Source organism: Rheinheimera sp. F8 (assembly GCF_001518915.1).
The window spans coordinates 4,349,217-4,372,463 of record NZ_CP013656.1; the positions used below are offsets into that span (position 1 = coordinate 4,349,217).

Annotated in this window: 17 protein-coding genes; 3 read left to right on the forward strand and 14 right to left on the reverse strand. The window is 53.1% G+C overall.

The annotated features are described in order from the left end of the window. Window positions 1–10 precede the first annotated feature (10 nt). The 5 genes from carA to ATY27_RS19320 form a co-directional block, all read right to left on the reverse strand. Window positions 11–1,141, reverse strand: a complete 1,131-nt coding sequence (carA, locus tag ATY27_RS19300; protein WP_208930623.1) for a glutamine-hydrolyzing carbamoyl-phosphate synthase small subunit — start codon at window positions 1,139–1,141, stop codon at window positions 11–13. Between the two features lie 197 nt (window positions 1,142–1,338). After that, the gene (dapB, locus tag ATY27_RS19305) at window positions 1,339–2,148 is read right to left on the reverse strand and encodes a 4-hydroxy-tetrahydrodipicolinate reductase (protein ID WP_208930622.1); all 810 of its coding nucleotides are present in this window, start codon (window positions 2,146–2,148) and stop codon (window positions 1,339–1,341) included. Between the two features lie 363 nt (window positions 2,149–2,511). Then, window positions 2,512–3,597, reverse strand: coding sequence for an aminoglycoside phosphotransferase family protein (locus tag ATY27_RS19310; protein WP_208930621.1), 1,086 nt, complete (start codon window positions 3,595–3,597; stop codon window positions 2,512–2,514). Next, a complete protein-coding gene (locus ATY27_RS19315; protein ID WP_208930620.1) occupies window positions 3,587–4,516 on the reverse strand; it encodes an NDP-sugar synthase in 930 nt (309 codons plus the stop codon). The genes ATY27_RS19310 and ATY27_RS19315 overlap by 11 nt, the downstream gene beginning before the upstream one ends. Window positions 4,517–4,624: 108 nt before the next feature. Then, window positions 4,625–5,779: an iron-containing alcohol dehydrogenase gene (locus ATY27_RS19320; RefSeq protein WP_208930619.1), complete on the reverse strand. Its 1,155-nt coding sequence runs from the start codon at window positions 5,777–5,779 to the stop codon at window positions 4,625–4,627. A 267-nt stretch (window positions 5,780–6,046) separates the two neighbouring features. Between ATY27_RS19320 and ATY27_RS19325 the strand changes: the two genes are divergently transcribed. Beyond that, window positions 6,047–7,357: a Na+/H+ antiporter NhaC family protein gene (locus tag ATY27_RS19325; protein ID WP_208930618.1), complete on the forward strand. Its 1,311-nt coding sequence runs from the start codon at window positions 6,047–6,049 to the stop codon at window positions 7,355–7,357. Window positions 7,358–7,427: 70 nt separating this feature from the next. Here the strand turns inward: ATY27_RS19325 and ATY27_RS19330 are convergent, their stop codons facing one another. The 3 genes from ATY27_RS19330 to dnaK all read right to left on the reverse strand — a co-directional run bounded on the left by ATY27_RS19330 (window position 7,428) and on the right by dnaK (window position 11,483). Beyond that, a complete protein-coding gene (locus tag ATY27_RS19330) occupies window positions 7,428–8,231 on the reverse strand; it encodes a M48 family metallopeptidase (RefSeq protein WP_208930617.1) in 804 nt (267 codons plus the stop codon). Window positions 8,232–8,321: 90 nt separating this feature from the next. Continuing rightward, window positions 8,322–9,464: a molecular chaperone DnaJ gene (gene dnaJ, locus ATY27_RS19335; RefSeq protein ID WP_208930616.1), complete on the reverse strand. Its 1,143-nt coding sequence runs from the start codon at window positions 9,462–9,464 to the stop codon at window positions 8,322–8,324. A 117-nt stretch (window positions 9,465–9,581) separates the two neighbouring features. Then, a complete protein-coding gene (dnaK, locus tag ATY27_RS19340) occupies window positions 9,582–11,483 on the reverse strand; it encodes a molecular chaperone DnaK (RefSeq protein ID WP_208930615.1) in 1,902 nt (633 codons plus the stop codon). 251 nt (window positions 11,484–11,734) lie between these two features. On the opposite strand from dnaK, the gene luxS reads away from it, so the two are divergent. Next, window positions 11,735–12,241, forward strand: coding sequence for an S-ribosylhomocysteine lyase (luxS, locus tag ATY27_RS19345; protein ID WP_208930614.1), 507 nt, complete (start codon window positions 11,735–11,737; stop codon window positions 12,239–12,241). Between the two features lie 85 nt (window positions 12,242–12,326). On the opposite strand, the gene ATY27_RS19350 is transcribed toward luxS, so the two are convergent. The 6 genes from ATY27_RS19350 to ATY27_RS19375 form a co-directional block, all read right to left on the reverse strand. Further along, window positions 12,327–14,525 (reverse strand): carbohydrate-binding protein, encoded by a 2,199-nt coding sequence (locus ATY27_RS19350; RefSeq protein ID WP_208930613.1) that lies wholly within the window; start codon window positions 14,523–14,525, stop codon window positions 12,327–12,329. A 140-nt stretch (window positions 14,526–14,665) separates the two neighbouring features. Beyond that, window positions 14,666–17,185, reverse strand: coding sequence for a TonB-dependent receptor (locus ATY27_RS19355; RefSeq protein WP_208930612.1), 2,520 nt, complete (start codon window positions 17,183–17,185; stop codon window positions 14,666–14,668). Between the two features lie 207 nt (window positions 17,186–17,392). Continuing rightward, the gene (locus tag ATY27_RS19360) at window positions 17,393–19,015 is read right to left on the reverse strand and encodes a glycoside hydrolase family 3 N-terminal domain-containing protein (RefSeq protein ID WP_208930611.1); all 1,623 of its coding nucleotides are present in this window, start codon (window positions 19,013–19,015) and stop codon (window positions 17,393–17,395) included. A gap of 6 nt (window positions 19,016–19,021) precedes the next feature. Then, window positions 19,022–19,795 carry an ATP-binding cassette domain-containing protein gene (locus ATY27_RS19365; RefSeq protein ID WP_208930610.1) on the reverse strand — a complete coding sequence of 258 codons (774 nt, stop codon included), beginning with the start codon at window positions 19,793–19,795 and terminating at the stop codon, window positions 19,022–19,024. Next, complete coding sequence (locus tag ATY27_RS19370) at window positions 19,788–20,753, reverse strand: ABC transporter permease (RefSeq protein WP_244151264.1); 966 nt, start codon at window positions 20,751–20,753, stop codon at window positions 19,788–19,790. Before ATY27_RS19370 ends, ATY27_RS19365 begins: the two co-directional genes overlap by 8 nt. After that, entirely contained in the window at window positions 20,750–21,829 is a 1,080-nt protein-coding gene (locus ATY27_RS19375; protein ID WP_208930609.1) for a substrate-binding domain-containing protein, read from the reverse strand. The genes ATY27_RS19370 and ATY27_RS19375 overlap by 4 nt, the downstream gene beginning before the upstream one ends. Before the next feature lie 183 nt (window positions 21,830–22,012). Between ATY27_RS19375 and ATY27_RS19380 the strand changes: the two genes are divergently transcribed. Continuing rightward, window positions 22,013–23,245, forward strand: coding sequence for an ROK family transcriptional regulator (locus tag ATY27_RS19380; RefSeq protein WP_208930608.1), 1,233 nt, complete (start codon window positions 22,013–22,015; stop codon window positions 23,243–23,245). Window positions 23,246–23,247: the final 2 nt, after the last annotated feature.

Genomic DNA, 23,247 nt, shown 5'->3' on the forward strand with positions numbered 1-23,247 from the left:
CAATCCTGGCTTATTTGGCGTTACGCTGTTGCATCAGTGCGATAAAGTGATCAAACAATTCACTGGCTTCATGCGGGCCCGGGCTTGCTTCAGGGTGGCCCTGAAAGCTGAATGCCGGTTTGTCCGTGCGATGAATGCCCTGCAGCGAGCCATCAAACAGCGACTTGTGCGTCGCACGCAGCGTGGCGGGCAAAGTGGCTTCATCCACGGCAAAACCATGGTTCTGCGCCGTGATTAACACTTTTGTACTGTCGAGGTTTTGCACCGGGTGGTTACCACCGTGGTGACCAAATTTCATCTTCAGTGTTTTGGCACCGCTGGCCAAAGCCAGTAACTGGTGACCCAGACAGATACCAAACACCGGAATGTCGGTCTCAAGGAAAGTCTTAATCGCTTCAATGGCATAAGTACAAGGCGCCGGGTCACCAGGACCGTTCGACAGGAAAATCCCATCCGGATTCAGCGCTAACACTTCTGCTGCTGGCGTTTGCGCCGGAACTACCGTTAAACGGCAGCCGCGATCAACCAACATACGCAGAATATTGCGTTTCACACCAAAATCGTAAGCAACGACGTGAAAGACTGACTCTGGTGCTTTTTTATGGCCCAGCCCCAGTTCCCAGCTGCCTTCGCTGAAGCTGTATGGCGCCTGGACTGTAACTTCTTTGGCCAGATCCATGCCGGACAACCCCGGGAAACTACGGGCCAGTTCCAGCGCTTTGGCTTCGTCGATATCGCCGGCCATCAGGCAGCCATTCTGAGCGCCTTTTTCACGCAGGATGCGGGTCAGTTTGCGGGTATCAATGTCGGCGATGCCGAGGACGTTGTGATCTTTGAGGTATTGACTAAGGGAACGTTGATTACGGAAATTTGAAGCAAGCAGAGGAAGGTCACGAATGATCAGGCCCTTGGCCCAGACTCTGCCGGATTCTTCGTCTTCATCATTGGTGCCGGTATTACCAATGTGGGGATAGGTCAAAGTGACCATTTGTTCTGCATACGAAGGGTCGGTCAGGATTTCCTGATACCCGGTCATTGAAGTATTAAACACCACTTCACCAACCGACACACCTTCAGCGCCAATGGCTCTACCACGAAATACGGTGCCGTCTTCCAGTACGAGCAGGGCGGACTTAGTCAAGATAACCTCCAAACAGCAAAAAACGGGCGTAAAATGCTGCTGTTTTACCACCCGTTTTGACCCAGAAATTGTGTACTCAGTTCTGCCTAGGCAAACCTGCTTATTCTAGGTCATTTGCGCTCTTTGGTCTAATTATATTTTGGTATTTTGCGAAAATAACGACTTAACTGACAAATTGCGTTTAAAACGGCAAAAATCTATGTTAAGTCTGCCAAACCCAGCACTTGCTGCATAGAATAAAGTCCGACCTGTTGATTTTTCAACCACAGCGCTGCTCGCAAAGCCCCCTGGGCAAAAGTGTTACGGCTGGAGGCTTTATGGCTGATTTCGAGGCGTTCCCCGATATCGGCAAACAGTGCGGTATGGTCGCCAATGATGTCACCGCCACGCACTGTGGCAAAACCGATGGTCTGCTGATCGCGCTCTCCTGTGATGCCTTCGCGGCCAAACACAGCGCATTGGCTTAAATCACGACCGATCGCTTTGGCAATGCTGTTGCCAATGGCTAACGCCGTGCCACTGGGTGCATCTTTTTTAAAGCGGTGATGGGCTTCGATAATTTCGATATCCGCACTCTGCCCCATCACCCGCGCTGCGGTTTGCACCAAGTGCAGCAGCAAATTGACGCCAACACTCATATTCGGCGCCCAGACAATCGGAATAATCTTACTTGCCGCCTGAACTTCAGCATATTGCGCATCGGTGAGCCCGGTGACACCAATCACCATGGCTTTTTTTGCCGCCACCGCCAGCTGCAAATGCGCCAGCATGGCCTCCGGCATCGTGAAATCAACCCAGACATCGGCTTTTTCGACTTCGGCCAGACTGGTTTCTGCTAACGGCAGCTGCAACTTGCCGCAGCCAGCCAGCTCGCCGGCATCGGTACCGGCAAGGTCAGAGCCTGTACGCACCGTCGCTGCGATCAATTGCAGCTGTTGCTCTTTTGCCACGGTAACCAAAGCACGGCCCATGCGGCCATTTGCACCAAAGATGCCAATTGAAGTCATTGGTAAGTTCCTGTTTTGCCAAAATGGCAGTCCAGACCGCCATATTTAAAAAAGTGGCTTATTAAAGCAAAAAATTGCCGGCGGCTCTAATCAAATTTGTAGTATCAGCGGCGCTGAGGATGATAAGACAGCGCTTTTCCAGGGGTAAACCCTGCGGATTGGCCGGACAAAGGTCCCACATCATTACTGACCTGCAGTGCATCGCCGAAATTTGCTCTGAGTACCAAGTCGCTGCATTTTCGATATACCGTATTTCCGCGAATAAAAAAAACGCACCCCGGAGGGTGCGTAAGTCAGACAACAACACTCACTCTGTCGGTAGGTGTGGCTGTTTAGTTGTAAATGGCAGGCAGAAATAACGAATTATTTTAGCAGTGGCTGTAATTGGTCTTGTTGTGCCAGTAAATCCAGATAGAGACGCAGCTGGTTTTCTGCCCGCTGTAGATTATGGTTGGGTCTGTGCACGGCAAAATAAGTGTCACCGTTTAAGTGGTCCGCGAGAAAGCGGATGCCAATCATCAGGCACATCACTTTGGCACCCAGCCACAAACTTTGCCGCTCGGCCGGCGTGATGATGCCGGCAAGACCTTGCAAATAACCTTGCGCCAGTGCAGTAAAAATCTCCGGACGGATCCGTACAGCGGCTGGATTTAATGAATCTTCCGGCTCTGGCGAACAGCAGGTACGCACCATATCGCCAAAATCAAACAACCAATAACCCGGCATGCAGGTGTCCAGATCAATAGCTGCAATGCCACGGCCTTCAGCATCTGAATACAACATATTATTGATTTTAGTGTCATTGTGGCAAACCCGGCGCGGTAAACCAACGCAAGTCTGCTCTAGTTCTGTCACCAGCGAACGCTGTGACAGGCAATAATTGACCAGATCCTGACACCCCGCCAGCCTGCCAACTTTATTGCCAGCAATGGCGTCGTCGAGCTGGCGAAAGCGGAAACCGAGATTATGAAAATCCGCGATCACGGTATACAGCTCATCGGCCGGGAAATCTGCCAGTGCGGCGGCAAACTGACCAAAGGTCAGCGCTGCGGCGAATGCCTGAGCTGGTGTGTCCACAACTTCAATACTGCGCCCGCCGTCAATAAAGGCTAAAGCGCGCAAATCTGCCTGCTCGCCACTCAAATAGTGACCATCATGGCGCGGCTGCTGCCGCAGAATTTGTAGCGGATATAAACCCTGCAGCTGTTTCCGCGTTAAGTGTTGCTCGATACGCAGTGCGTTGTCGACCAGATGCTGTGGCGATGGGAAAATCTGCGTATTGATTTGCTGCAAAATTAATTTTTGTATTGAATTCTCAATCAGATACGTCCGGTTAATATGGCCATTGCCAAACAGCCGTACAGTGGCTTCGGGCGTAAACTGATAAGCAGCCAGCACGTCTGCTGGCAATAAAGGCATAGCCGCAACGGCGGCGGATTCAACGGACATAACAACTACCTGATTGAGCGGCATCTTCTGCCAAAACATCTATTGTGCTGGATTGCATTTTATTGTCAAAAAAACTGCCAAGAGCCGCCAGATCGGCTGGATAAGTAATACCGTGCCAGGCTTCATCCGACACATAAACATCAAGGGGCTGGCCCTGTCTGATGGCCTGGTCCACTGCATAAGGCAGATAGGATTCGGCTTTCTCGCCTGGCCCAGCCAAAAAGAACTGCTGTAATTGGTGCGTAAGCCGAGTTAACAGCGCTGGCGTAAAGCCCCAGATGTTCATCGACACCAGCTGCTGCGCTGACAAACCACAGCGCAGCCCATCGGTATTGATACCGCTCAGGCTACCTTGTGCATCTGCTTTGATCTCGGTCCACTCCTCCACCTGAATTAAACGGCCGTCCCGCACGTCGCAACAGCCGCGGTTGACACCGCCGTGCTCCGATAATGTCAGCGTCAGCGGATAAGCCACCATGGCCCAATCAGCTGTGGATTGAGCAAAATGCCGGACCAGCAACTGCATCGCAGCAGCGCCGTAATAATCGTCGGCATTGATCACAATAAACGGCTGATTCAGCACCCGATGTGCGGACCAGACCGCATGTGCTGTGCCCCAGGGTTTGCTACGGCTGGCTACATCAGCGCTGACACCAGACGGCAGATCATCCAGCTGCTGCACCACCAAATCAACCTGTAAATCAGCGGGAAAGTTTGGTAATACTTGTTCTGCAAACGCCGCTTTCAGATTATGCCGGATCACCAACACCAAATGGCGCACACCGGCCTGATAGGCATCCATCACGCTGAAATACAATAAAGGCCGGCCTGTCTGACCAACAGTCGCCAGTTGCTTGTCGCCGCCAAACCGACTGCCCATGCCGCCAGCGAGGATTAATAACGAGACTTGCGCAGTCATTCCTTGTCTCCGGTATTTCGTCAACGACAGCGCCGGCAATGCCGGCGCTTGTTAACAATTAAACAACACTTTACCACAACACCGTGGTTTTCGCTTATCGGACCTGCGTCACAACGCCCGCTGCAGGATCTGCTGCACGACTTCCGGCGTGATATCGCCGTGTTCACCGAGCCGGTCGGCTTTTAATTCGGCCAGCTTCGCCACCACTGCGGCTTTAGCTTCGGCAGTGATGCCATAATCCGCCAGCCGCGTCGGTACGCCCATCTGCTCAAAGAACGCCCGGGTGTGGCTAATTGCTTCATCTATCAGCCGCTCTTCGTCGCTGTGCTGCAGACCAAATACACGACGACCATACTGCAATAACTTGTCGCGTTTTTGTTCGCGCTGCTGTTGCATCACCGCCGGCAATACAATGGCCAGCGTCTGCGCGTGGTCCAGACCATACAGTGCAGTCAACTGATGCCCAATCATATGGGTCGACCAGTCCTGCGGTACGCCAACGCCGATCAGACCATTCAGCGCCATTGTCGCGCTCCACATCAGATTGGCGCGGATATTATAATCCTGTGGTGCCTGGGCCGCTTTAGGCCCAAATTCCAGTAACGTTAACAACAAGCCTTCAGCAAAGCGATCTTGCACTGCCGCTCCCACCGGATAGGTCAGGTACTGTTCCATCACATGGATATAGGCATCAACGACACCATTTGCCAGCTGCTTGGCTGGTAATGAATAGGTCACTGTCGGGTCCAGCACGGCAAACTGCGGATACACCAACGGGCTGCCAAACGATAATTTCTGCTGCGTCGCCTGTTTCGTGATCACAGCAAACCCGTTACTTTCCGAACCGGTCGCCGGTAAGGTCAGCACACAACCCAGCGCCACAGCGTCTTTCAGCTTGGCTTGTTTGCTCAGAATGTCCCAGCCTTCGCCATCATAGCGCGCAGCTGCCGCGATATATTTGGTGCCATCGACGACGCTGCCACCACCGACCGCCAGCAGAAAGTCAATTTGCTGTGCATGGACCATTTCCACCGCTTTACTCAGCGTTTCATAACTTGGATTTGGTTCAATGCCACCAAACTCAAACAGCACCACATCCGCCAGTGCGGTCTTAACCTGATCATACACACCATTGTGTTTGATCGAGCCACCACCATAAGTCATTAACACCCGGGCACCCGAGGGGACCAGCTGGCGCAGTGCTTTGATTTGGCCTTCGCCAAACACAATGCGGGTCGGATTCTGGAAGGTAAAATTCAGCATAACGAGCTCCGGGAGAAGTGGTGAAAACACAGGAAACTACAGATCGGTCAGACAGATATGGTCGCCAAATGGTGTATTTCAAGGCAAAACATTCGGCATTTGCCGCAAATTGCGGTAAAACATCGATATAAGCAAGTCCGAATTCATATTGACTGGCCTTCTGGACGTCCTTATATTCCGCAAAATTATTAAAAATACAAAAAACACAAATTTAACTAAGAATGTAATGTCGCTGAATAAGCGGTAGCATTTATACCGAGGTTCATTATGTCCGGATCTGCTGTCGGCGCCAAACGGTCGTTATTGCCGTTGTTGCTGTTTGTAGTGTTATTTTTAGGCACTGGCCTGTACCTGCAAAGTCAGGGCGTCGCCTATGCGTTTTATCAACTGCCGGGACCAGTGGCGATCCTGCCGGCGTTAGTGCTGGCAGTCTGGTTACACCGGGCGCCGCTGACCGAATCTATTGACCTGTTGGTCAAAGGTGCCGGCAACAGCAATATCATCACCATGTGTATTATCTACTTGCTGGCAGGTGCTTTTGCAACCGTCGCGCAGGCCACCGGTGGTGTTGATGCGGTGGTCAACGCGGGTCTGAGTCTGGTCCCGCCCAGTCTGATTTTACCGGGCCTGTTTATCATTTCCGCCATAGTCGCAACGGCGATGGGTACGTCGATGGGCACTATTGGCGCCCTGGCGCCGATCGCGGTGGGTCTGTCACAACAAGCGCAGATAGAGCCGGCATTGATGGCAGGTGCATTGCTAAGCGGCGCCATGTTTGGCGACAATCTGTCGATTATCTCTGATACGACCATTGCAGCAACCCGCACTCAGGGTGCTGAAATGAAAGACAAATTCCGCGAAAACCTGAAAATTGCCGCACCTGCAGCACTATTGACCGTGTTGTTATTTGCCGGGATGGCAAGTACAGAACAGGTGATTGAGGCCAAAGCGTTCAGCTGGACCGGTGTGCTGCCGTATGCGGCCATTCTGGTACTGGCGATCGCCGGGATGAATGTGTTTGCCGTGCTGCTGCTTGGTATTGTACTGGCCGCACTGCAAGGCGTGTTGTTTGCCGACTATGCAGTGGCAAACCTGGGTAAAGATATCTTCAAAGGCTTTGGCAGCATGCAGGAAATTTTCCTGCTGTCGATGTTTGTTGGCGCCTTAGGCGAATTTGTTAAAGCGCAGGGCGGCCTGGCCTGGATCGCCGGTTTGATTGACGGACTGGCGAAAAGACTGAGACTTGCCGGCAATAAAGCGCAGCAGCTGGCCATTGCGGCACTGGTGTTTATCAGTAACCTCTGTATTGCCAATAACACAGTGGCGATAGTTCTGGCCGCTGATGTCAGCCGTGATTTGGCTGAGCATCACGACATCAGCCCAAGACGCAGTGCCAGCTTGCTGGACATCTTTTCCTGCATCAGTCAGGGGCTGGTGCCTTACGGTGCTCAGGCGCTGTTACTGGGTGCCAGCTTCAGCTTATCGCCATGGGATGTTGTGACTCAGAGTTATTATTGCCTGATTTTATTAGTCGTTGCGCTTGGCGTGATCTTGCTGCGGCCGGCGCGTGGTCACTGATGCTATTGATCAGCAACATGGCATAAAAAAATCCCGCAACAGCGGGATTTTTTTTACCGATCAAACAACGCTATTTATTACAGGCTGGCAGGCCGCCGTTGGCTTTACGCTGCTGGTATTCAGCATCGGCCTTGGGCATATTTTTTTGCAACGCTTTAATCCGATTCTCCGGCACCGGGTGACTGGATAGAATCTGCGGCGTACCGCCACTGCCTTGTTTTGCCATGTTTTGCCATAGCTTGACCGACTCTTCTGGTTTAAAGCCGGCTTTTGCCATCAATTCAAGCCCAATCAAATCCGCTTCTGACTCGTGCACCCGGCTAAACGGCAAAATCACGCCGACTTGCGCACCAAGGCCAAACGCGGTCGACAATTCAGTTTTAAACCGGGTATCCATCGCGCTTAGCGCCACATCGGCAACGCCTAAAGTGGCCTGTACCGCCTGATTACTGGATAAGCGTTCATTTGAATGACCCGACATCACGTGCGCTATCTCATGGCCAATCACCGCAGCCAGCTGATGCTGATTCTCGGCGACCAGTAACAAGCCGGTATAAACGCCGATTTTACCGCCAGGTAATGCAAAGGCATTGACCTGATCACTGTCAAATACAACGATTTCCCACGGATTTTGCTGGTACTTCGCCGGCGTCACACTAAGCACCTGCTTCGCCACACACTGCACATACTGATTGGTTTTTTTGTCTTTGCTGACCGGCGTTTTGGCTTTCAGATCTTCAAACGTCTGAATTCCCATTTTATTGACTTGGGTTTGATCAAATAACATCAATTGCGGCCGGCCTGTCGGCGACTCCGCACAAGCAGATATACCGAGCGCTAACAGCAAAGCACCGAGCGTAGATGGTTTTTTCATCTGAAATCCTGTTCGTAAAAAAACTAACAATTTGCCTGATCGCAGAAACAACACCGCCAGCGAGGCTGGCGGTGATTTTCAAGTAGGCGATTAACCGGTTAAATCGTCAAAGAACTTCTTCACACCATCGAAGAAGCCTTTCGATTTCGGTCTGTGGGTCGCTTCACCGTCGCCGCCCCAGCTTTCATCGAGCTGACGCAGCAGGTCTTTTTGTTTTTCTGACAAATTGACCGGTGTTTCCACCACCACTTTACAGACCAAATCACCAACTCCGCCGCCACGCACAGACTGCACGCCTTTACCGCGTAAACGGAACATTTTGTCGGTCTGAGTCTCGGCCGGGATCTTCAATTTGACGCGGCCATCTAAAGTCGGCACATCAATTTCGCCGCCAAGGGCGGCAATGGAGAAACTGATCGGCACTTCACAGGCCAAATTATTGCCGTCACGGACAAAGATCGGGTGGTCTTTGACATGCACCTGCACATACAGATCACCTGCTGGTGCGCCATGCATGCCCGCTTCACCTTCACCGGTTAAACGGATGCGATCGCCGGTATCTACGCCAGCCGGGATCTTCACTTTCAGCAGTTTGCTCTTTTCAACGCGACCGTCACCATGACATTTCGGGCACGGTTCCGGAATAATTTTGCCACGGCCGTTACAGGTCGGACAGGTTTGCTGTACGGCAAAAAAGCCCTGCCGCATCGTGACCTGACCATGGCCCTGACAGGTGCCGCAAGTCTTGGCAGAAGTACCTTTTTTCGCGCCTGAGCCATCACAAGTGTCACAAGCAACCAATGTCGGTACTTTGATCTCCAGCTCTTTGCCTTTGACCGCCTCTTCCAGACTCAGCTCCAGGTTGTAGCGTAAATCCGAACCGCGCTGTGCACGCTGTCCGCCACCACCACCCCGCCGGCCACCGCCGAAAATGTCACCAAATACGTCACCAAAAATATCGCCGAAGTCGCCGTTGCCGCCGCCAAAACCACCGGCGCCGCGATTTGGATCGACACCGGCATGACCGTATTGATCATAGGCGGCGCGTTTCTGGTCGTCATTCAGGATCTCGTAGGCTTCCTGAACTTCTTTAAATTTCTCTTCCATGGCTTTATCACCCTGCGTGCGATCAGGGTGATATTTCATCGCCAGGCGCTTATAAGCCTTTTTGATTTCTTTTTCATCGGCGCCTTTGCTGACGCCTAACACTTCGTAATAATCACGCTTTGACATAATGCTGCTTCAACTATTCAGGGTCAGCGGATAAACAAGCGACCGCCGGGGCGGTCGCTTTTACTGTAAAAATCCGGAAAACCGCAGCTTAAAGCTTCAGCCTTCCTAAGACAACGCTTACTTGTTGTCTTTCACTTCTTCAAACTCAGCGTCCACCACATCGTCGTTGGCGTTTTTGGCATTACCTGCCTCAGCGCCCGGGTTGTGTTGTTGCGCAGCTGCCTGCAGTTTTTGCGCGGCTTGCACCAGCGCCTGAGTTTTGGCTTCAATTTCAGCTTTGTCGCTGCCTTTGATCACGCTTTCCAGCGCACTGATCGCGGCTTCAATCTCTTGCTTGTCGTTGGTCGCAAGGTTGGCACCTGCTTCTTCGACCTGTTTACGGGTCGCGTGCACCAGTGCATCAGCCTGGTTGCGCGTCTGTACCAACTCTTCAAACTTCTTATCTTCTTCGGCGTTCAGCTCGGCATCGCGTACCATGCGTTGAATTTCGTCATCGGTCAGACCTGAAGAAGACTTGATAGTGATCTTCTGTTCTTTGCCGGTGTCTTTGTCTTTCGCCGATACGTGCAGAATACCATCGGCATCCAGGTCAAAAGTTACTTCGATTTGTGGCTCGCCACGGCGACCAGCACGAATGCCTTCTAAGTTAAACTGACCCAGTGATTTGTTCGCTGACGCTTGCTTGCGCTCACCCTGCAGCACGTGAATCGTTACGGCAGACTGATTGTCTTCTGCTGTTGAGAATGTTTGCGACTTCTTCGTTGGAATAGTCGTGTTTTTCTCAATCAGCGCTGTCATCACGCTGCCCATGGTTTCGATACCCAAAGACAGTGGCGTCACGTCCAGCAGTAATACGTCGGTCACATCACCAGACAGTACCGCGCCCTGGATAGCCGCGCCTACCGCAACCGCTTCGTCCGGGTTCACGTCTTTACGTGGCTCTTTGCCGAAGAAAGCGGTCACCGCTTCCTGTACTTTTGGCATCCGCGTCTGACCACCGACCAGAATGATATCGTTGATATCACTGACCGACAGATCAGCATCTTTTAATGCTTGTTTCAGCGGTTCAATGGTACGGGTGATTAAATCGTCCACCAGCGCTTCCAGTTTGGCGCGTGTCACTTTGATGTTCAGGTGTTTTGGACCTGTAGCATCAGCAGTGATGTACGGCAGATTCACTTCGGTCTGAGAGGCTGAAGACAGCTCAATTTTGGCCTTTTCCGCCGATTCTTTCAGACGTTGCATTGCCAGCGGGTCGTTACGCAGGTCAATACCTTGTTCTTTCTTGAACTCGTCGACCAGGTAGTTGATCAGACGTGAGTCGAAATCTTCACCACCTAAGTGGGTGTCACCGTTGGTCGACAGAACTTCAAAGGTTTGCTCGCCATCAACATCATCGATTTCAATAATCGAGATATCAAAAGTACCGCCACCTAAGTCATACACCGCAATTTTGGTGTCGCCTTTTTTCTTGTCCATACCATAAGCCAGCGCCGCAGCAGTTGGCTCGTTGATAATGCGCTTCACTTCCAGGCCAGCAATACGGCCGGCGTCTTTGGTCGCCTGACGCTGTGCATCGTTGAAGTAAGCTGGAACAGTGATCACCGCTTCAGTCACTGGTTCGCCCAGGTAATCTTCCGCAGTTTTCTTCATCTTTTTCAGCACTTCGGCAGAAATTTGCGGTGCTGCTAATTTCTTGCCTTTGACTTCAACCCAGGCGTCACCATTATCCGCACGGACAATTTGGTACGGCATGATTTTGATGTCGCGCTGCACTTCAGCGTCTTCGAAACGACGGCCGATCAGGCGTTTGATCGCAAACAAAGTATTTTTCGGGTTGGTGACGGCCTGACGTTTTGCCGGCTGACCGACCAGTACTTCACCATCTTCGGCATAAGCGATGATGGATGGTGTGGTGCGCGTGCCTTCAGCGTTCTCGATCACCCGAGGTTGATCGCCATCCAGAATGGCCACACAGCTGTTTGTTGTACCTAAGTCAATACCAATAATTCTGCCCATAATTTACTCCGCTCTATAATTTGGAACAATTTCATTGTGTTGACCAGTTAATGGGGTTAACCCCCAATGCATTCAAGGTTATTCCAATAAAATTTTTCATTTTTCTGCGTTTAACGGGGCGAAAACGCCGGTAAAGGCGGGAACTTCAGTGATTTGTCGCAGTCCGTCAGTCTGATACAACGGAATTTTCGTACCCAAGGTCAGACTGCACCGCTATAATCGGCCAACTTGCTTTTCTGGAGATACTTGGAATGCCATTACTCGACAGCTTTACCGTTGACCACACCATCATGAAAGCGCCGGCCGTGCGCGTGGCGAAAAAAATGACCACGCCAAAAGGCGACGACATCACTGTATTTGATTTGCGTTTTTGCGTGCCGAACCAGGAAATTCTGTCGGAAAAAGGCATCCATACGCTGGAACATTTATTCGCTGGTTTTATGCGTGACCATTTAAATGGCCAGGGTGTCGAAATCATCGACATCTCGCCAATGGGCTGTCGCACCGGCTTTTATATGAGCCTGATTGGCACACCGGACGAAGCGCGCGTTGCCAATGCCTGGCAAGCCGCAATGAACGATGTGCTGCAGGTGCAGGACCAGAATAAGATCCCGGAGCTGAATATCTACCAATGCGGTACTTATGAAATGCATTCGCTAACAGAGGCCAAACAGATCGCGCAAAACGTGATTGACCGAGGTGTTGGTGTCAACCGCAACGAAGAACTGACGCTGGCGCCAGAGTTTTTACAGCACTAAAAAAACCGGCCCGTTGCTGGGCCGGTTGGCAATATCTCCCGCCGGACAGGATGCCGGCCGAAGTTACATCGCACTCATCGCCGGCTCACTGACAAGCCGCGCCTTTGGTCCAGACTTCATTGGTACCAGGCGTATTGCCCTGCGTCCACCAGCGAGCCGTATACACAAAGCCCTGATAACTGACCTTATTGCCACCGACATAGACTTTGGTCGCTTCCCAGGCTGGCGTGGTACAGCTGCTGCCCGCGTCAAAACTGACCACCACTGTGCCACTGGCTTTGACCTGAGTCAGCGTCAGGCTGTTACTGATGGACTGAGCCACACCATTGACCAAAATGGATTTCACTTTAAATCCGGCATTCGGCGTGATGGTAAACAGCTGATTGCTATTGTCCCGCACCTGCACTGCACCGCTTGGCGTAATTACGCCGCCACTGCCGCTGACACTGGCATTGATGGTGTGATAGACAGCATTGGATGGGTCATCAATAGTCACATCACTGAAGCTGCCGCCTTTGAGGCCATAAAAATTGGCCGCAGTTAAATCGGTGATTTTGGTATTGAGTAAACGCAAAGTCTTGGTATCACCCTGCCCCTGACTGCTCACGAGACTGACTACTGTGGCGGTACCGTCTTGTGTCAGCTTCAGCGTGCTGAAGGTATAAGGAAAGGCACTTAAATTCAGCGTCGTATCCGCCGCTTTAAAATAGTCGACTGTTTTGGTCTGGCCCCAGCTCCAGCTGGTATTAGTCAGCAGTACGGTAAAACCTAAACGGTTGTAGCTGCCGGTCACATCAACAAACATCTCCGGGCTGACCTGGCTGCGATTAACGCCTTTGAGTTCAATCCAGGAATAAATGCCACCGTCTGCGGCCTGAGTACCGACAAACAGACTGCCATTGTCCTGAAATGCTTTGAGGTGTTTAAAGTCGATACCAGCAGTGCCGCGAATTTGGTCCGCCTGTGGGTTGAAGTTGTTGACGACAGATTTGCCACTCCAGGCCAAAGGATAAATTTGCCCGGCCTGGATCACGGCACCAATATTGGCCTGCACCTGTGCGACTGTGACATTTTCCAGTACCAGCGTCTGACCGGCAAAACTCAATTCAGCGCCCTGCACACCTTGGGTCACCACCAGGTTTGCCAGCGGATTGGCCACGGACCAGCCGCGCAACACTACGCGATCATCGCCGACGGTAAAGCTTTTTACCAAGGTGCGGCCATTGGCACTTTGATTCAGCTGGATCAGATCTTTGCCACCACCGGTCTGTACCACATCGTTGCCCCAGCCCGCCGCTAACACTTCGTTGTACGGACTGCCGCTGATTTGGTCATTGGCCGGCGTATCAAAAATGGTGTCGTAACCACCGAACTTATGAATATATGTGGTGATACAGGTACCGAGCTCGTCACAACTTTGCTGGTTTTTGATCAGTAAATCCGCCGTGCCCCAGGCGCCACGCAAATGTGCAGCCGCCAGCAGACCCGACATTGTCGCCTGAATGGTGATGTTATTGCCGTTTTCGTCTTTACCCGGCCAGCTTTTTGCCAAAGCCTGGGCCCAGGTCATATTGGCTTTGGTCAGCAGTTCCGTCATCACGCCATAGTTAAACCGCATCACGTCGCGGATCACCACTTCTTGCTTATCTGGTACTTTTAGGTCGGCAAAGCTGCTGACGCCGTTTTTACCGACAAAACTGCCCTGCCAGCGGTTCGTATCAGTCGCCAGAATAAAGTTACCGCCTGAGCCAGGGATTTCCGAGCGCGCTTGTTTGACACCATTGGCCCAGGTACTGTCCGGCATAAAGATATAAAAGCTGTCCAGCGTTTCATTGCCGATTGTCACTTGTTTCGGGCTGTAATAACCGGCAGAAATTAATACCGCCTCACCGAGCTGATAACCAATAAAACCCCAGGCATTCAGTGAGTTGTATTGCATGGTACGGAACATCGCCGCTTCATCGGCCGGGAATTCACTGTAAAAAGTGGCGACGCCGAGTTTCTGGAAAAACTCGCGGATAGTGGTGGCTTCTGAAATCATCGAACCGGTTACCGGGTCGCGGATGATCTGGCCCGGCGCTGTCACTTTGGCATAATTGTAGACCGGCTGATCCAGATTCTGCCGGTAAAACGCTGCTTTGGCCGGGTCGATACCGGATTCAAACGAGCGCATCGTATCAAGAAATTGCTGAAAACTGCCCTGAGCCGCCAGTGCCTGCGTACTCAACCCGAGACAACATAAGGTCACTAGTCGCTTCAATGGCCGCTTTAATAGAATATTCATAGGTAACTCCGCTGGATTAGAACAAAGGTTGGCAAAAGCCATCGCGTAATACCCTGAGCCCGGGCCCGGCTCAGGACGCAAAGCTGTGAAGGGATACCGTCAGCACAAAACTTCCGGTATCAGCCCGTCAACTATCCTTGTCAGAAGTCGTAACCAAACCGCACGCCGTACATCCGTGGCGGGTTATAAGTGGAGCGGATAAAACCATCGCGGAACTGGAAGTAATTGGCATTGCGCACAATCTCGTCGGTCAGGTTGCTACCGTAAGCTTCCAGCCACCAGTTGCCCTGCGCCGGCAATAACCGCACGCTGGCGTCGATTTTCCAGTAAGCGTCCTGCGCATCCGATAAATGCGCGCCGTCATAGTTGTTCAGCGAGGTGTACATTTTGCTTTGCCAGTGCGCGGTGATCTGCGGTTCCAGCGCATAACCCTGCGTCAGCTCCAGCGTATGTTTCAGCGTCAGACTGGTGGACCAGTCCGGTGAATACGGCAGGCTGTTGCCACTAATGTCGACTTTACCGGCGCAAGGCTTCTGGCCATATTCCAGCCGTTCACTGCAGTAATAAGCATCTTCAAACGGAATATCCTCGACCCGGGCATTGAGCCAGGCGACATAACCAGTCAGGCGGCCGCCCACCCAGGGAATATAATCCAGTTCCAGTTCCAGACCTTTTAACGACGCTTCGCCAATGTTGGTGGTGACGTTATGAGTCTTTTCACTGCCATCCGGCCGGGTGCCGACTTTCTGATTGTTGGTGACCTGCATATCGGTGTAGTCGCTGTAAAACAGCGCCACCGACAGGTTCATCTTGCCGTCCAGCAGACTGCCTTTATAACCGGCCTCGTAGTTCAACACTTCTTCCGGCCCATATGGCAGGTTGGAGTACTGACCACAGTCACAGATGTCGAAGTCTTCGAAGAAACCACCGGCTTTAAAGCCTGTCGCGACAAAGGCGTATAACAGGTCGTTGTTATCGAGGCGATAATCGGTGCCGAGTTTCCAGGTGCCTTTTTGCCAGTCTTCACTGGCGTATGTGCGCCGGCCAGCAGTTAACACCTGACCCAGTGGTGGATATGTGCCCATGTCTTTGGTCAGGCTGTCGCCCTGAATGCTGCCACTTTTGGTTGGGTCATATTTACCGTTGTAGTATTTGTCGCTGAACACCAGTTCATAACCGACGCCACCATTATCGATTTTCTCGTCACGGGTCTGGCGGTAACCAAAAGTCACCTGCTGTTTATCGGTCAGCTGATAGTCGAACTGGCCAAAAACGGCATCTGCGTTGGCTCGCCGGTCGTCCTGCGGATAAGAAAATGCCGCCGGATGATAACCAAGCGCGGAATGGCGCAGGCCGTGCACCAGCTCGACATCAAATTTGATTTTGTTTTTCTCGCGCATCGAAAACACACCGGTGACAAATTTCAGATCGGCGCTGGAATAAGTGAACTGCAGCTCGTGGATGGTCGATTTAAACTGCGCATCGGTGCGGGCATAACGGTCAAACAACAACGGATGACTGAAGCTGTCGAGCTTGGCACGGCTTGGCGCGGCGGCAAAACCGGCATCTTCGTCAAACAGCTGATAACGTTCCTGATCCGCCACGCTGAAACGGTAGTCAGCGCTCCACATATCGTTGATCAGCCAGTTCAGGTGTGAACGTGTGGTGTCGATGGTCATATCCATGTCGCCCGGCACGTTGATGTTGGCGTAGAACTGTTGCTGCGTACATTGGTCAACAGTACCTTTGGCCTGCTTACAGTCTTTTAAAAACAATTCACCGGCGCTTTTATCGGCAAAGTGTTCGAGGGTCAGATCCCAGGTCAGGCTGTCGGTTGGTACCCAACGCGCCAGCGCCCGGACCGCCTGTTTGTCGGCATTGCTGTAGTAGTCTTCTTTGCCAACGCGGCGGTTTTCCCGCTGGTCGGTGTCCGGCCGGCCATCAGCGACCATTGGCTTACCGGTAAATGGATCTATAATATCCGGTCTGTTGATATCCCGCACGTCATAATCCTGTTGGATATAGCCATCGCGGCGATCTGCCATCAATGCAAAACGCAATGCAAAGCGGTCATTGACGGCGATGTTGGTCAGGCCGCGCAGTTGTTTATGCGCATAGTTGCCGTAACCGAGCACCACGCTGGAGTAAGAATCTGAGGTGTCCGCTTTATTCGGGATCACGTTGATGGAGCCACCGGTAGAGTTGCGGCCAAATAAGGTACCTTGTGGACCGCGCAATACTTCAACCTGCGACACGTCGTACAGCAACGCCAACGCCCCTTGTGGCCGTGGTGAATAAATTCCGTCGATATGCACGCCGACTGCCGGATCGCCGATTTCAGTATTGTTACCGGAGCGCACCCCGCGAATGGATGCCTGAATACCGGAATCGGTACCAGAAACGACAAACTGGGTATTCGGAATACTGGTGGTCAGTTCACGTAATTCTTTGATGCCGCCGCGGGTCAGTTGATCCTGGCTAATCGCCGTGATTGCGCCCGGCGTTTCCATCAGATAGGTTTTGCGTTTACTGGCGGTGACCGAGATCCGTTCAATTTTGCCGTCGTCAGCGCTTACATTTTTGTTACTTTGCGCCACTGCAGTGCTGCTTAACAATGCAGCGGCCACGCAACAGCCCAGGTAAGTGATTTTGCCGTTCATCTGTAGTACCCCGTGTATTTTTATTGGTTTTGGACAGTTACAGCGCTAGCAATATCAACAAGTTACTACACAACCCCAATGCTTCCCGACATCAGAACTGCAACATTATTGTCTTACCTTTGCTGCTTAAATTTTAGTCTATTTGCTTTACTAATTATTTGTCAATTGTTTTGACTATTTATTCCATTAAAATAAATTGCGATTTATTTACAAATTTATGGCAGGTTCTGCCGGCAGTGTAACGGGCTGAGCCAATAACATGGCGGTGGCCGCCAACGCACTGCAACGCCGGCTGGAATAGCTGCACAGGTAAGTTTGCAGTTGTGGATAAGCGCTGAGTTCAGTGTCAGATCGCAGCGCCAGCAGCAGCACCTGCCCACCCCAGGCTTGCAGACATTGCTGTACCCGCTCGCGCTGACGTGGCAGATTGAGCCGGCTGCCCGGCAAAGGATAGTCTTCGCTCAGCAGCAGCAACGGCAATTCCGGACGTTGACCGCGTTCCAGCCAGCCGGCCAGCACAGGCCAGCTCAGCACTTCCACTTGAGCGCCGGCCTGTTGCAGCGCTGCCTGCAGCACGCTGCTTGCCGGTACCGCGTCGTTCGGACCAATGCCGCGGCTATTGCGGATCTGCGTATATTCCGCAGGATCGGCCATGCAGGCCAGATAAAATGGCTGCTGTAGCGGCAGCATCCCGGCCTCATCCCGCAGCACCCGACAAGCACGGCGGGCCGCTTCTGCAGCAACCGCGGCACCATCCGGCACTGGCCGGATTTTGGGCTCCGCCAGCTGATAACGCAGCAACAATACCCGCTGCAATGCGGCATCAATCACACCAGGCGCCAACTCGCCGCTTTGCACTGCCGCAATCACACCCTCGATGGTCTGACGTTGCAACGTCTGATAATCAGTGACGGCATTTTCATAGTGCTCTTCGCTTAACATAATCATGTCAGCACCAGCGCGCAGCGCCTGCACCGCGGCCTCTACCGGGCCATAGTGGCGGCGCATCGCCCCCATGTTCATACTGTCGGTCAGGATCACGCCATCAAACCCCAGTTGCTGCCGCAGCAAACCGGTCAAAATTGACGGCGACAACGTGGCCGGAAACTCAGCATCCAGCTGTGGATAACAGATATGGCTGGTCATCAGTAACGGCACGCCAGCCTCGATCGCCGCCACAAAAGGCTGCAAATGTGTATCGAGTAATTCGGTCAGCGCCAGATCCACTACCGGCAGGCCATTGTGACTGTCGGTCGCGGTGTCACCATGACCCGGAAAATGTTTGGCGCAGGCCAGCATGCCGGTCTGTAAAATCGCTGTCACTGCAGCACTGCTGTGACGTGACACTAAGGCAGGTTCAGCGCCAAAAGAACGCTGGCCGATGATAGGATTATCCGGATTGCTGTTCACATCGACGCAAGGCGCCAATAAAGTGTTGTAACCCAGCGCCTGCATTTGTAGCGCCATACTTTGATACTGCTGTGCGGTCAGCGCCACATCATCAACCACACCCAGTGCCAGATTGCCGGGGCCTGTGTCGGTAAAATCGGTCAACACACTCCAGGCTCCTTCCTGATCAACACCGAGGATCAGCGGCGCATCGACGCTGCGCAGTGCTGCCAGTTTCTGTAGCTCCAGATTCAGCGCGGCCGCTTGCTGTGGATCGGCGGCATTGTCGTCGGTCAGATAAAAACCACCGATCTGATATTGCTCGACCAACTGGCGGGCATAAGCCAGGTCCGGCCCGGCAAACGCCAGCATAAACAGCTGACCGACTTTATGTTCCAGCGACAGGCTGTCGATCAGCTGCCGGATGCGATGTTTCATCATTGCTCCTCAGGCGGCCAGCGCCGCACCGGTAATAAGTGCCACCAGATGTTCTTTGGTCACGTCGCCAAGCGCGACATCGGCCACCGAACAGCCCTGATACAACACCACGGCCCGATCGCAGGTTTCCAGCACATGCTGCATGTTGTGACTGATTAACAGCACCGCCACGCCCTGGGAGCTAATCAACCGGATCAGCTCGTTCACCTGCGCACTTTGCTCAACACCAAGCGCTGCGGTCGGCTCATCCATGATCACCAGATCAGCACCCCAGTTCACAGCACGGGCGATGGCTATTGCCTGGCGCTGACCGCCGGACAGACTCTGCACCCGGGCACTAAAATCCGGCATCCGGCTATTCAGCCGATGCAGCGATTTACGCGCTTGCCGCGCCATCGCCGCTTTGTCCAGCCAGCCGATAGCACGCAGCAACGGGTTTTTGCTTAGAATTTCCCGGTTTAAATACAGGTTGGTGGCGATATCAAACTCCGGCACCATCGCCAGATCCTGAAACACCGTTTCGATGCCAAGGGCGCGCGCCTGCTGTGGATTCGCCAGTTGTACTGCCTGACCGTTAAACAGGATGTCACCGCGGTCCGGCTGATGTATACCGGCCAGACATCGCACCAGCGTGGTTTTACCGGCACCATTGTCGCCAAGCAGTGCCACCACTTCGCCTTTTTGAATCGAAAAACTGACGTCTTTTAACGCCTGGACCGCGCCAAAAGCTTTGCCAAGATGGCGGATCTCTAAGGCGACCTGTCCCAATGCATTCCTAACCATTTTTCATCTCCCGCACACCAATCGCCACCGCCACAATCAGGATCACGCCACGCGCCACCATTTGCTCATTGGTAGAAAAACCTGACAGGATCAGGCCGTTATTAATCATCCCCATCAGCCAGGAACCAAGCACAGCGCCCAGAATGCAGACCCGTCCGCCAAACAGGCTGGTACCGCCAATCGCTACTGCTGCGATCACTGTCAGCAGATCCGCTTCACCCAGCGTATAACGCGCCCCCTGCAGCCGGCCTGCGTACAACAACCCCGCCAATGCCGCACCAGTGGCCGAAATCATCAACGCCTGCACCCGCAGCCGTTGCAATGCAATGCCCATTGCGCGGGCCGCCTGCGGCTGCCCACCCACCGCCAGTAAATGCCGGCCAAAACGCAGTTTATTCAGTAACAAATAGCCCAGCAGTGCCACCGCGACTGTCCACAGCAATAAGGTTGGGATACCCAACAGCTCGCCGCCGCCAAACCAGAAAATAAAGCCATCATGCAGCACCGGTACTGATTCCATGCCAGTCAGCTGCCGCGCCACGCCGGCCAGCACACTCATAGTGCCGAGCGTGATTAACAGGCTGGAAACCTGTAATTTTTCGGTCAGCAGGCCATTGATAAAACCCACCGCCGCACCTAGTCCCAGGGCTGCGGCCGTCGCGACCAACACGCCATACTGCGGCAGCAATAGAGCCGCGACTAAAGCACTGACCGCCACCACGGCGCCGATCGATAAATCGATATGACCTACCGCCAGGGCGAAACACAGCGCCACCGCCATCACAGTCACCGGCGTAGTCTGGCGGACAATATTGAGTAAATTGTCGAGGCTCAAAAATGCGGTGTCGTGCAGCAGCACTGCAAAAAAACTCAGTACAATCAGAAAGATGTAATAGATATAAGCGTCGCGGCGCAGCAGCAGCTGCTTCAGCATCGTCGCCTGGGTCTGAGTGGTCATCGGCTATTCTCCGTTGCGATGAAAGGTTGTAATACCGCCGGCAACTGACTATGAAAAGCACGTAACCAGCCTTCACTGATGTTGTGGCGATGTACGGTGTCAAATGGCACCAGCGTCAGCGCCGGTGTTGGCTGTTGCAGTTCAGCCAGTAATGCCACTTTGGCCATGGTCTGGCCAATCAGATAGGGTTGGTCGGCGATCGTCGCCAGCATGTTACCGTCACGCGCCAAATCCAGCAGATTGTTGACGCCAAGATCATGGGTGACCACACGGATATCCTTGCGCCCGGCAGCTCGCAGAGCTTCCAGCACGCCTTCGGCGGCGCTGTCCCATGACACATAAATCAGCTCTGTTTCCGGATGTTGCAGCAGCAATGCCGCCGCAACATCGCTGGTTTCCTGTTCGCGGACAAACCCCTTCCGTGCGACCAGCTGCAACTGTGGATGCGCCTTCAGCGCATTCGCGAAGGCTTGATCACGGGTGTTGGTGATGAAATAGTCGGCATCATGAAAAATCATCCCAACTTTAACCGGCTTGTTGCTGTATTCCGCCAACACCGATGCCGCGCGACGGCCCATACCAATCATGTCGTCAGTAACAATGCCGGCATAGTCAGCCGGATGCTGGAAACCGGCAACCGGATTACTCAGCAGCACCAGTTTTGCACCCTGCTTCGCCGCCCGTTGCAGGCTGCTTTTGACACTGGAAGGGTCAATCGCCAACGTCAGAATAAAATCCGGTTGCATCGTCGTGACATTTTCAATGTCCGCTACCTGCCGGGCCGGATCAAAGTTCGCATCGGTGACAGCGACTACATCGACACCGGCTGCGGTAAATTCTGCGCGGGCGCCAGCAGTGACCGCATTGATCCAGGCGCTGGAGCCGTGCCAGACCAGTGCGGCCCGGCGCTTCGTCGTTTTAAGTTGCTGCTGCTGAGCCGGCGTCAATATCACCTGTTCAGCGCGGGCTGCAGTGGTTAAATCCAGTGCCGGCGTCGCCGCGCGGACCGGCAGGCTGAGGACTGGCAACAGGCACATCAGTGCGAATTGCCGCCACTGTGGTTTTTTTTGTTTCACTCGACACCTTTTATTCACAACTTTGATAGATTGGTTATATTCCAACCAGCATCATTAAGTCAATCATTTTTACTAATAACTTTAAGCCGACAAATTGTTTGCGTTTGACGACGCTTCAGGTCAAGAATGACGGTCGATCTCCTGGCACGTAGTTCGTGCACAAACGCCAGACAAGGCCCTTGCATGAAAGGCTCTAACTCTAAACAAAACAAATCGTTAAATCTTCGGCTGGTACTGTCACAAGTGGCCACCCAAGGTCCGTTGTCGCGTGCCGATCTGGCGCGGGCCACGGCATTAACCAAACAGACCATCACCAATCTGGTTGATGAGCTGATCGCGCATCAACTGGTGATTGAGACAGGCCAGCTGAAAGTGGGCGTTGGCAAGCCATCGACGATGCTGATGCTGAATGGCCCGGGGTTGTTTAGTCTTGGCATCCGCGTCTGGCCGACCCGGATTGAACTGGCCTTAAGCGATTTAACCGGTCAGTTGTTACAGCATCAGACCCAGTCCCGGCAAAATGATGTCAGCCTGATTAGTCAGATCGGTCAGTTCAGTACGCTGTTTTTGCAGCAGTCGGCGCACAACCACAGTCAGCTGCTGGGTGCCGGCCTGACCATAGTATCGGCCTCAGTCAGTGAGCCGGAGCAGCGCCATCAGGAATTACAGCTGCTGCAACAACAGCTTGCCACTGCTTTGCAGCTGCCGGTTTGTGCCGCCCACACAGCGGCAGCCTGCGCGGCCTGGCAACTGCTGCATGGCGAGGCACGCCAGCTCAACAGCTTTTGTTATATCCATCTGGGCCAGCAAATCGATACGGCGATTGTATTTGAACGGCGGTTATTGCAGGGGCAACATGGCTTAACGGGGGCGTTGGGTGAGATTTTTGTCACGCCGGATCAGGATCACAGCAATGGTGATTTTGGCCGGCTGAATGATTTTGCTTCAGTGCGATCGCTGCAGCAATTTGTCGATAAAAAACTGCCTGGACTGCTACTGGATTCCGCGGACGGCTTTGACCGTCTCGCCATGCAGGCCGACAAACTGACCCCCTGGTTTGACCGCGCGACCGAACCGATGCGGGTGGCTATTCATACGCTGGAGACTCTGTTTAACTGCCAGACCATTATAATTGGCGGTGAAGTCAGTACCTGGTTTCTCGATAAACTGATCAGCAAATTGCGGCCATTCATTCCATCCATCGCGCAATATGGCCCGCGTGATGTACCGAGGCTGATTAAAACGCCACAAGTAGAGCAAGTGGCGATGCAAGGACTGACGGCGCTGCCGCTACATGCTGCGCTACGACCGGATCAAGCCCGGCAGGTCCTATTGCCCCCACAGGCGCAGCTGGATCCGCGGCAACAATTGTTATTTAGTATGGACAGTGCGGACACCGCAGAGGACGAACAATAAGC

What these genes read in the sequence shown, in the direction of transcription:
- dapB (WP_208930622.1), bottom strand. Translation starts at nt 2,148, where the DNA reads ATGACTTCAATTGGCATCTTTGGTGCAAATGGCCGCATGGGCCGTGCT.
- ATY27_RS19310 (WP_208930621.1), bottom strand. Translation starts at nt 3,597, where the DNA reads ATGTCCGTTGAATCCGCCGCCGTTGCGGCTATGCCTTTATTGCCAGCA.
- ATY27_RS19315 (WP_208930620.1), bottom strand. Translation starts at nt 4,516, where the DNA reads ATGACTGCGCAAGTCTCGTTATTAATCCTCGCTGGCGGCATGGGCAGT.
- ATY27_RS19320 (WP_208930619.1), bottom strand. Translation starts at nt 5,779, where the DNA reads ATGCTGAATTTTACCTTCCAGAATCCGACCCGCATTGTGTTTGGCGAA.
- ATY27_RS19325 (WP_208930618.1), top strand. Translation starts at nt 6,047, where the DNA reads ATGTCCGGATCTGCTGTCGGCGCCAAACGGTCGTTATTGCCGTTGTTG.
- ATY27_RS19330 (WP_208930617.1), bottom strand. Translation starts at nt 8,231, where the DNA reads ATGAAAAAACCATCTACGCTCGGTGCTTTGCTGTTAGCGCTCGGTATA.
- dnaJ (WP_208930616.1), bottom strand. Translation starts at nt 9,464, where the DNA reads ATGTCAAAGCGTGATTATTACGAAGTGTTAGGCGTCAGCAAAGGCGCC.
- dnaK (WP_208930615.1), bottom strand. Translation starts at nt 11,483, where the DNA reads ATGGGCAGAATTATTGGTATTGACTTAGGTACAACAAACAGCTGTGTG.
- luxS (WP_208930614.1), top strand. Translation starts at nt 11,735, where the DNA reads ATGCCATTACTCGACAGCTTTACCGTTGACCACACCATCATGAAAGCG.
- ATY27_RS19350 (WP_208930613.1), bottom strand. Translation starts at nt 14,525, where the DNA reads ATGAATATTCTATTAAAGCGGCCATTGAAGCGACTAGTGACCTTATGT.
- ATY27_RS19355 (WP_208930612.1), bottom strand. Translation starts at nt 17,185, where the DNA reads ATGAACGGCAAAATCACTTACCTGGGCTGTTGCGTGGCCGCTGCATTG.
- ATY27_RS19360 (WP_208930611.1), bottom strand. Translation starts at nt 19,015, where the DNA reads ATGATGAAACATCGCATCCGGCAGCTGATCGACAGCCTGTCGCTGGAA.
- ATY27_RS19365 (WP_208930610.1), bottom strand. Translation starts at nt 19,795, where the DNA reads ATGGTTAGGAATGCATTGGGACAGGTCGCCTTAGAGATCCGCCATCTT.
- ATY27_RS19370 (WP_244151264.1), bottom strand. Translation starts at nt 20,753, where the DNA reads ATGACCACTCAGACCCAGGCGACGATGCTGAAGCAGCTGCTGCTGCGC.
- ATY27_RS19380 (WP_208930608.1), top strand. Translation starts at nt 22,013, where the DNA reads ATGAAAGGCTCTAACTCTAAACAAAACAAATCGTTAAATCTTCGGCTG.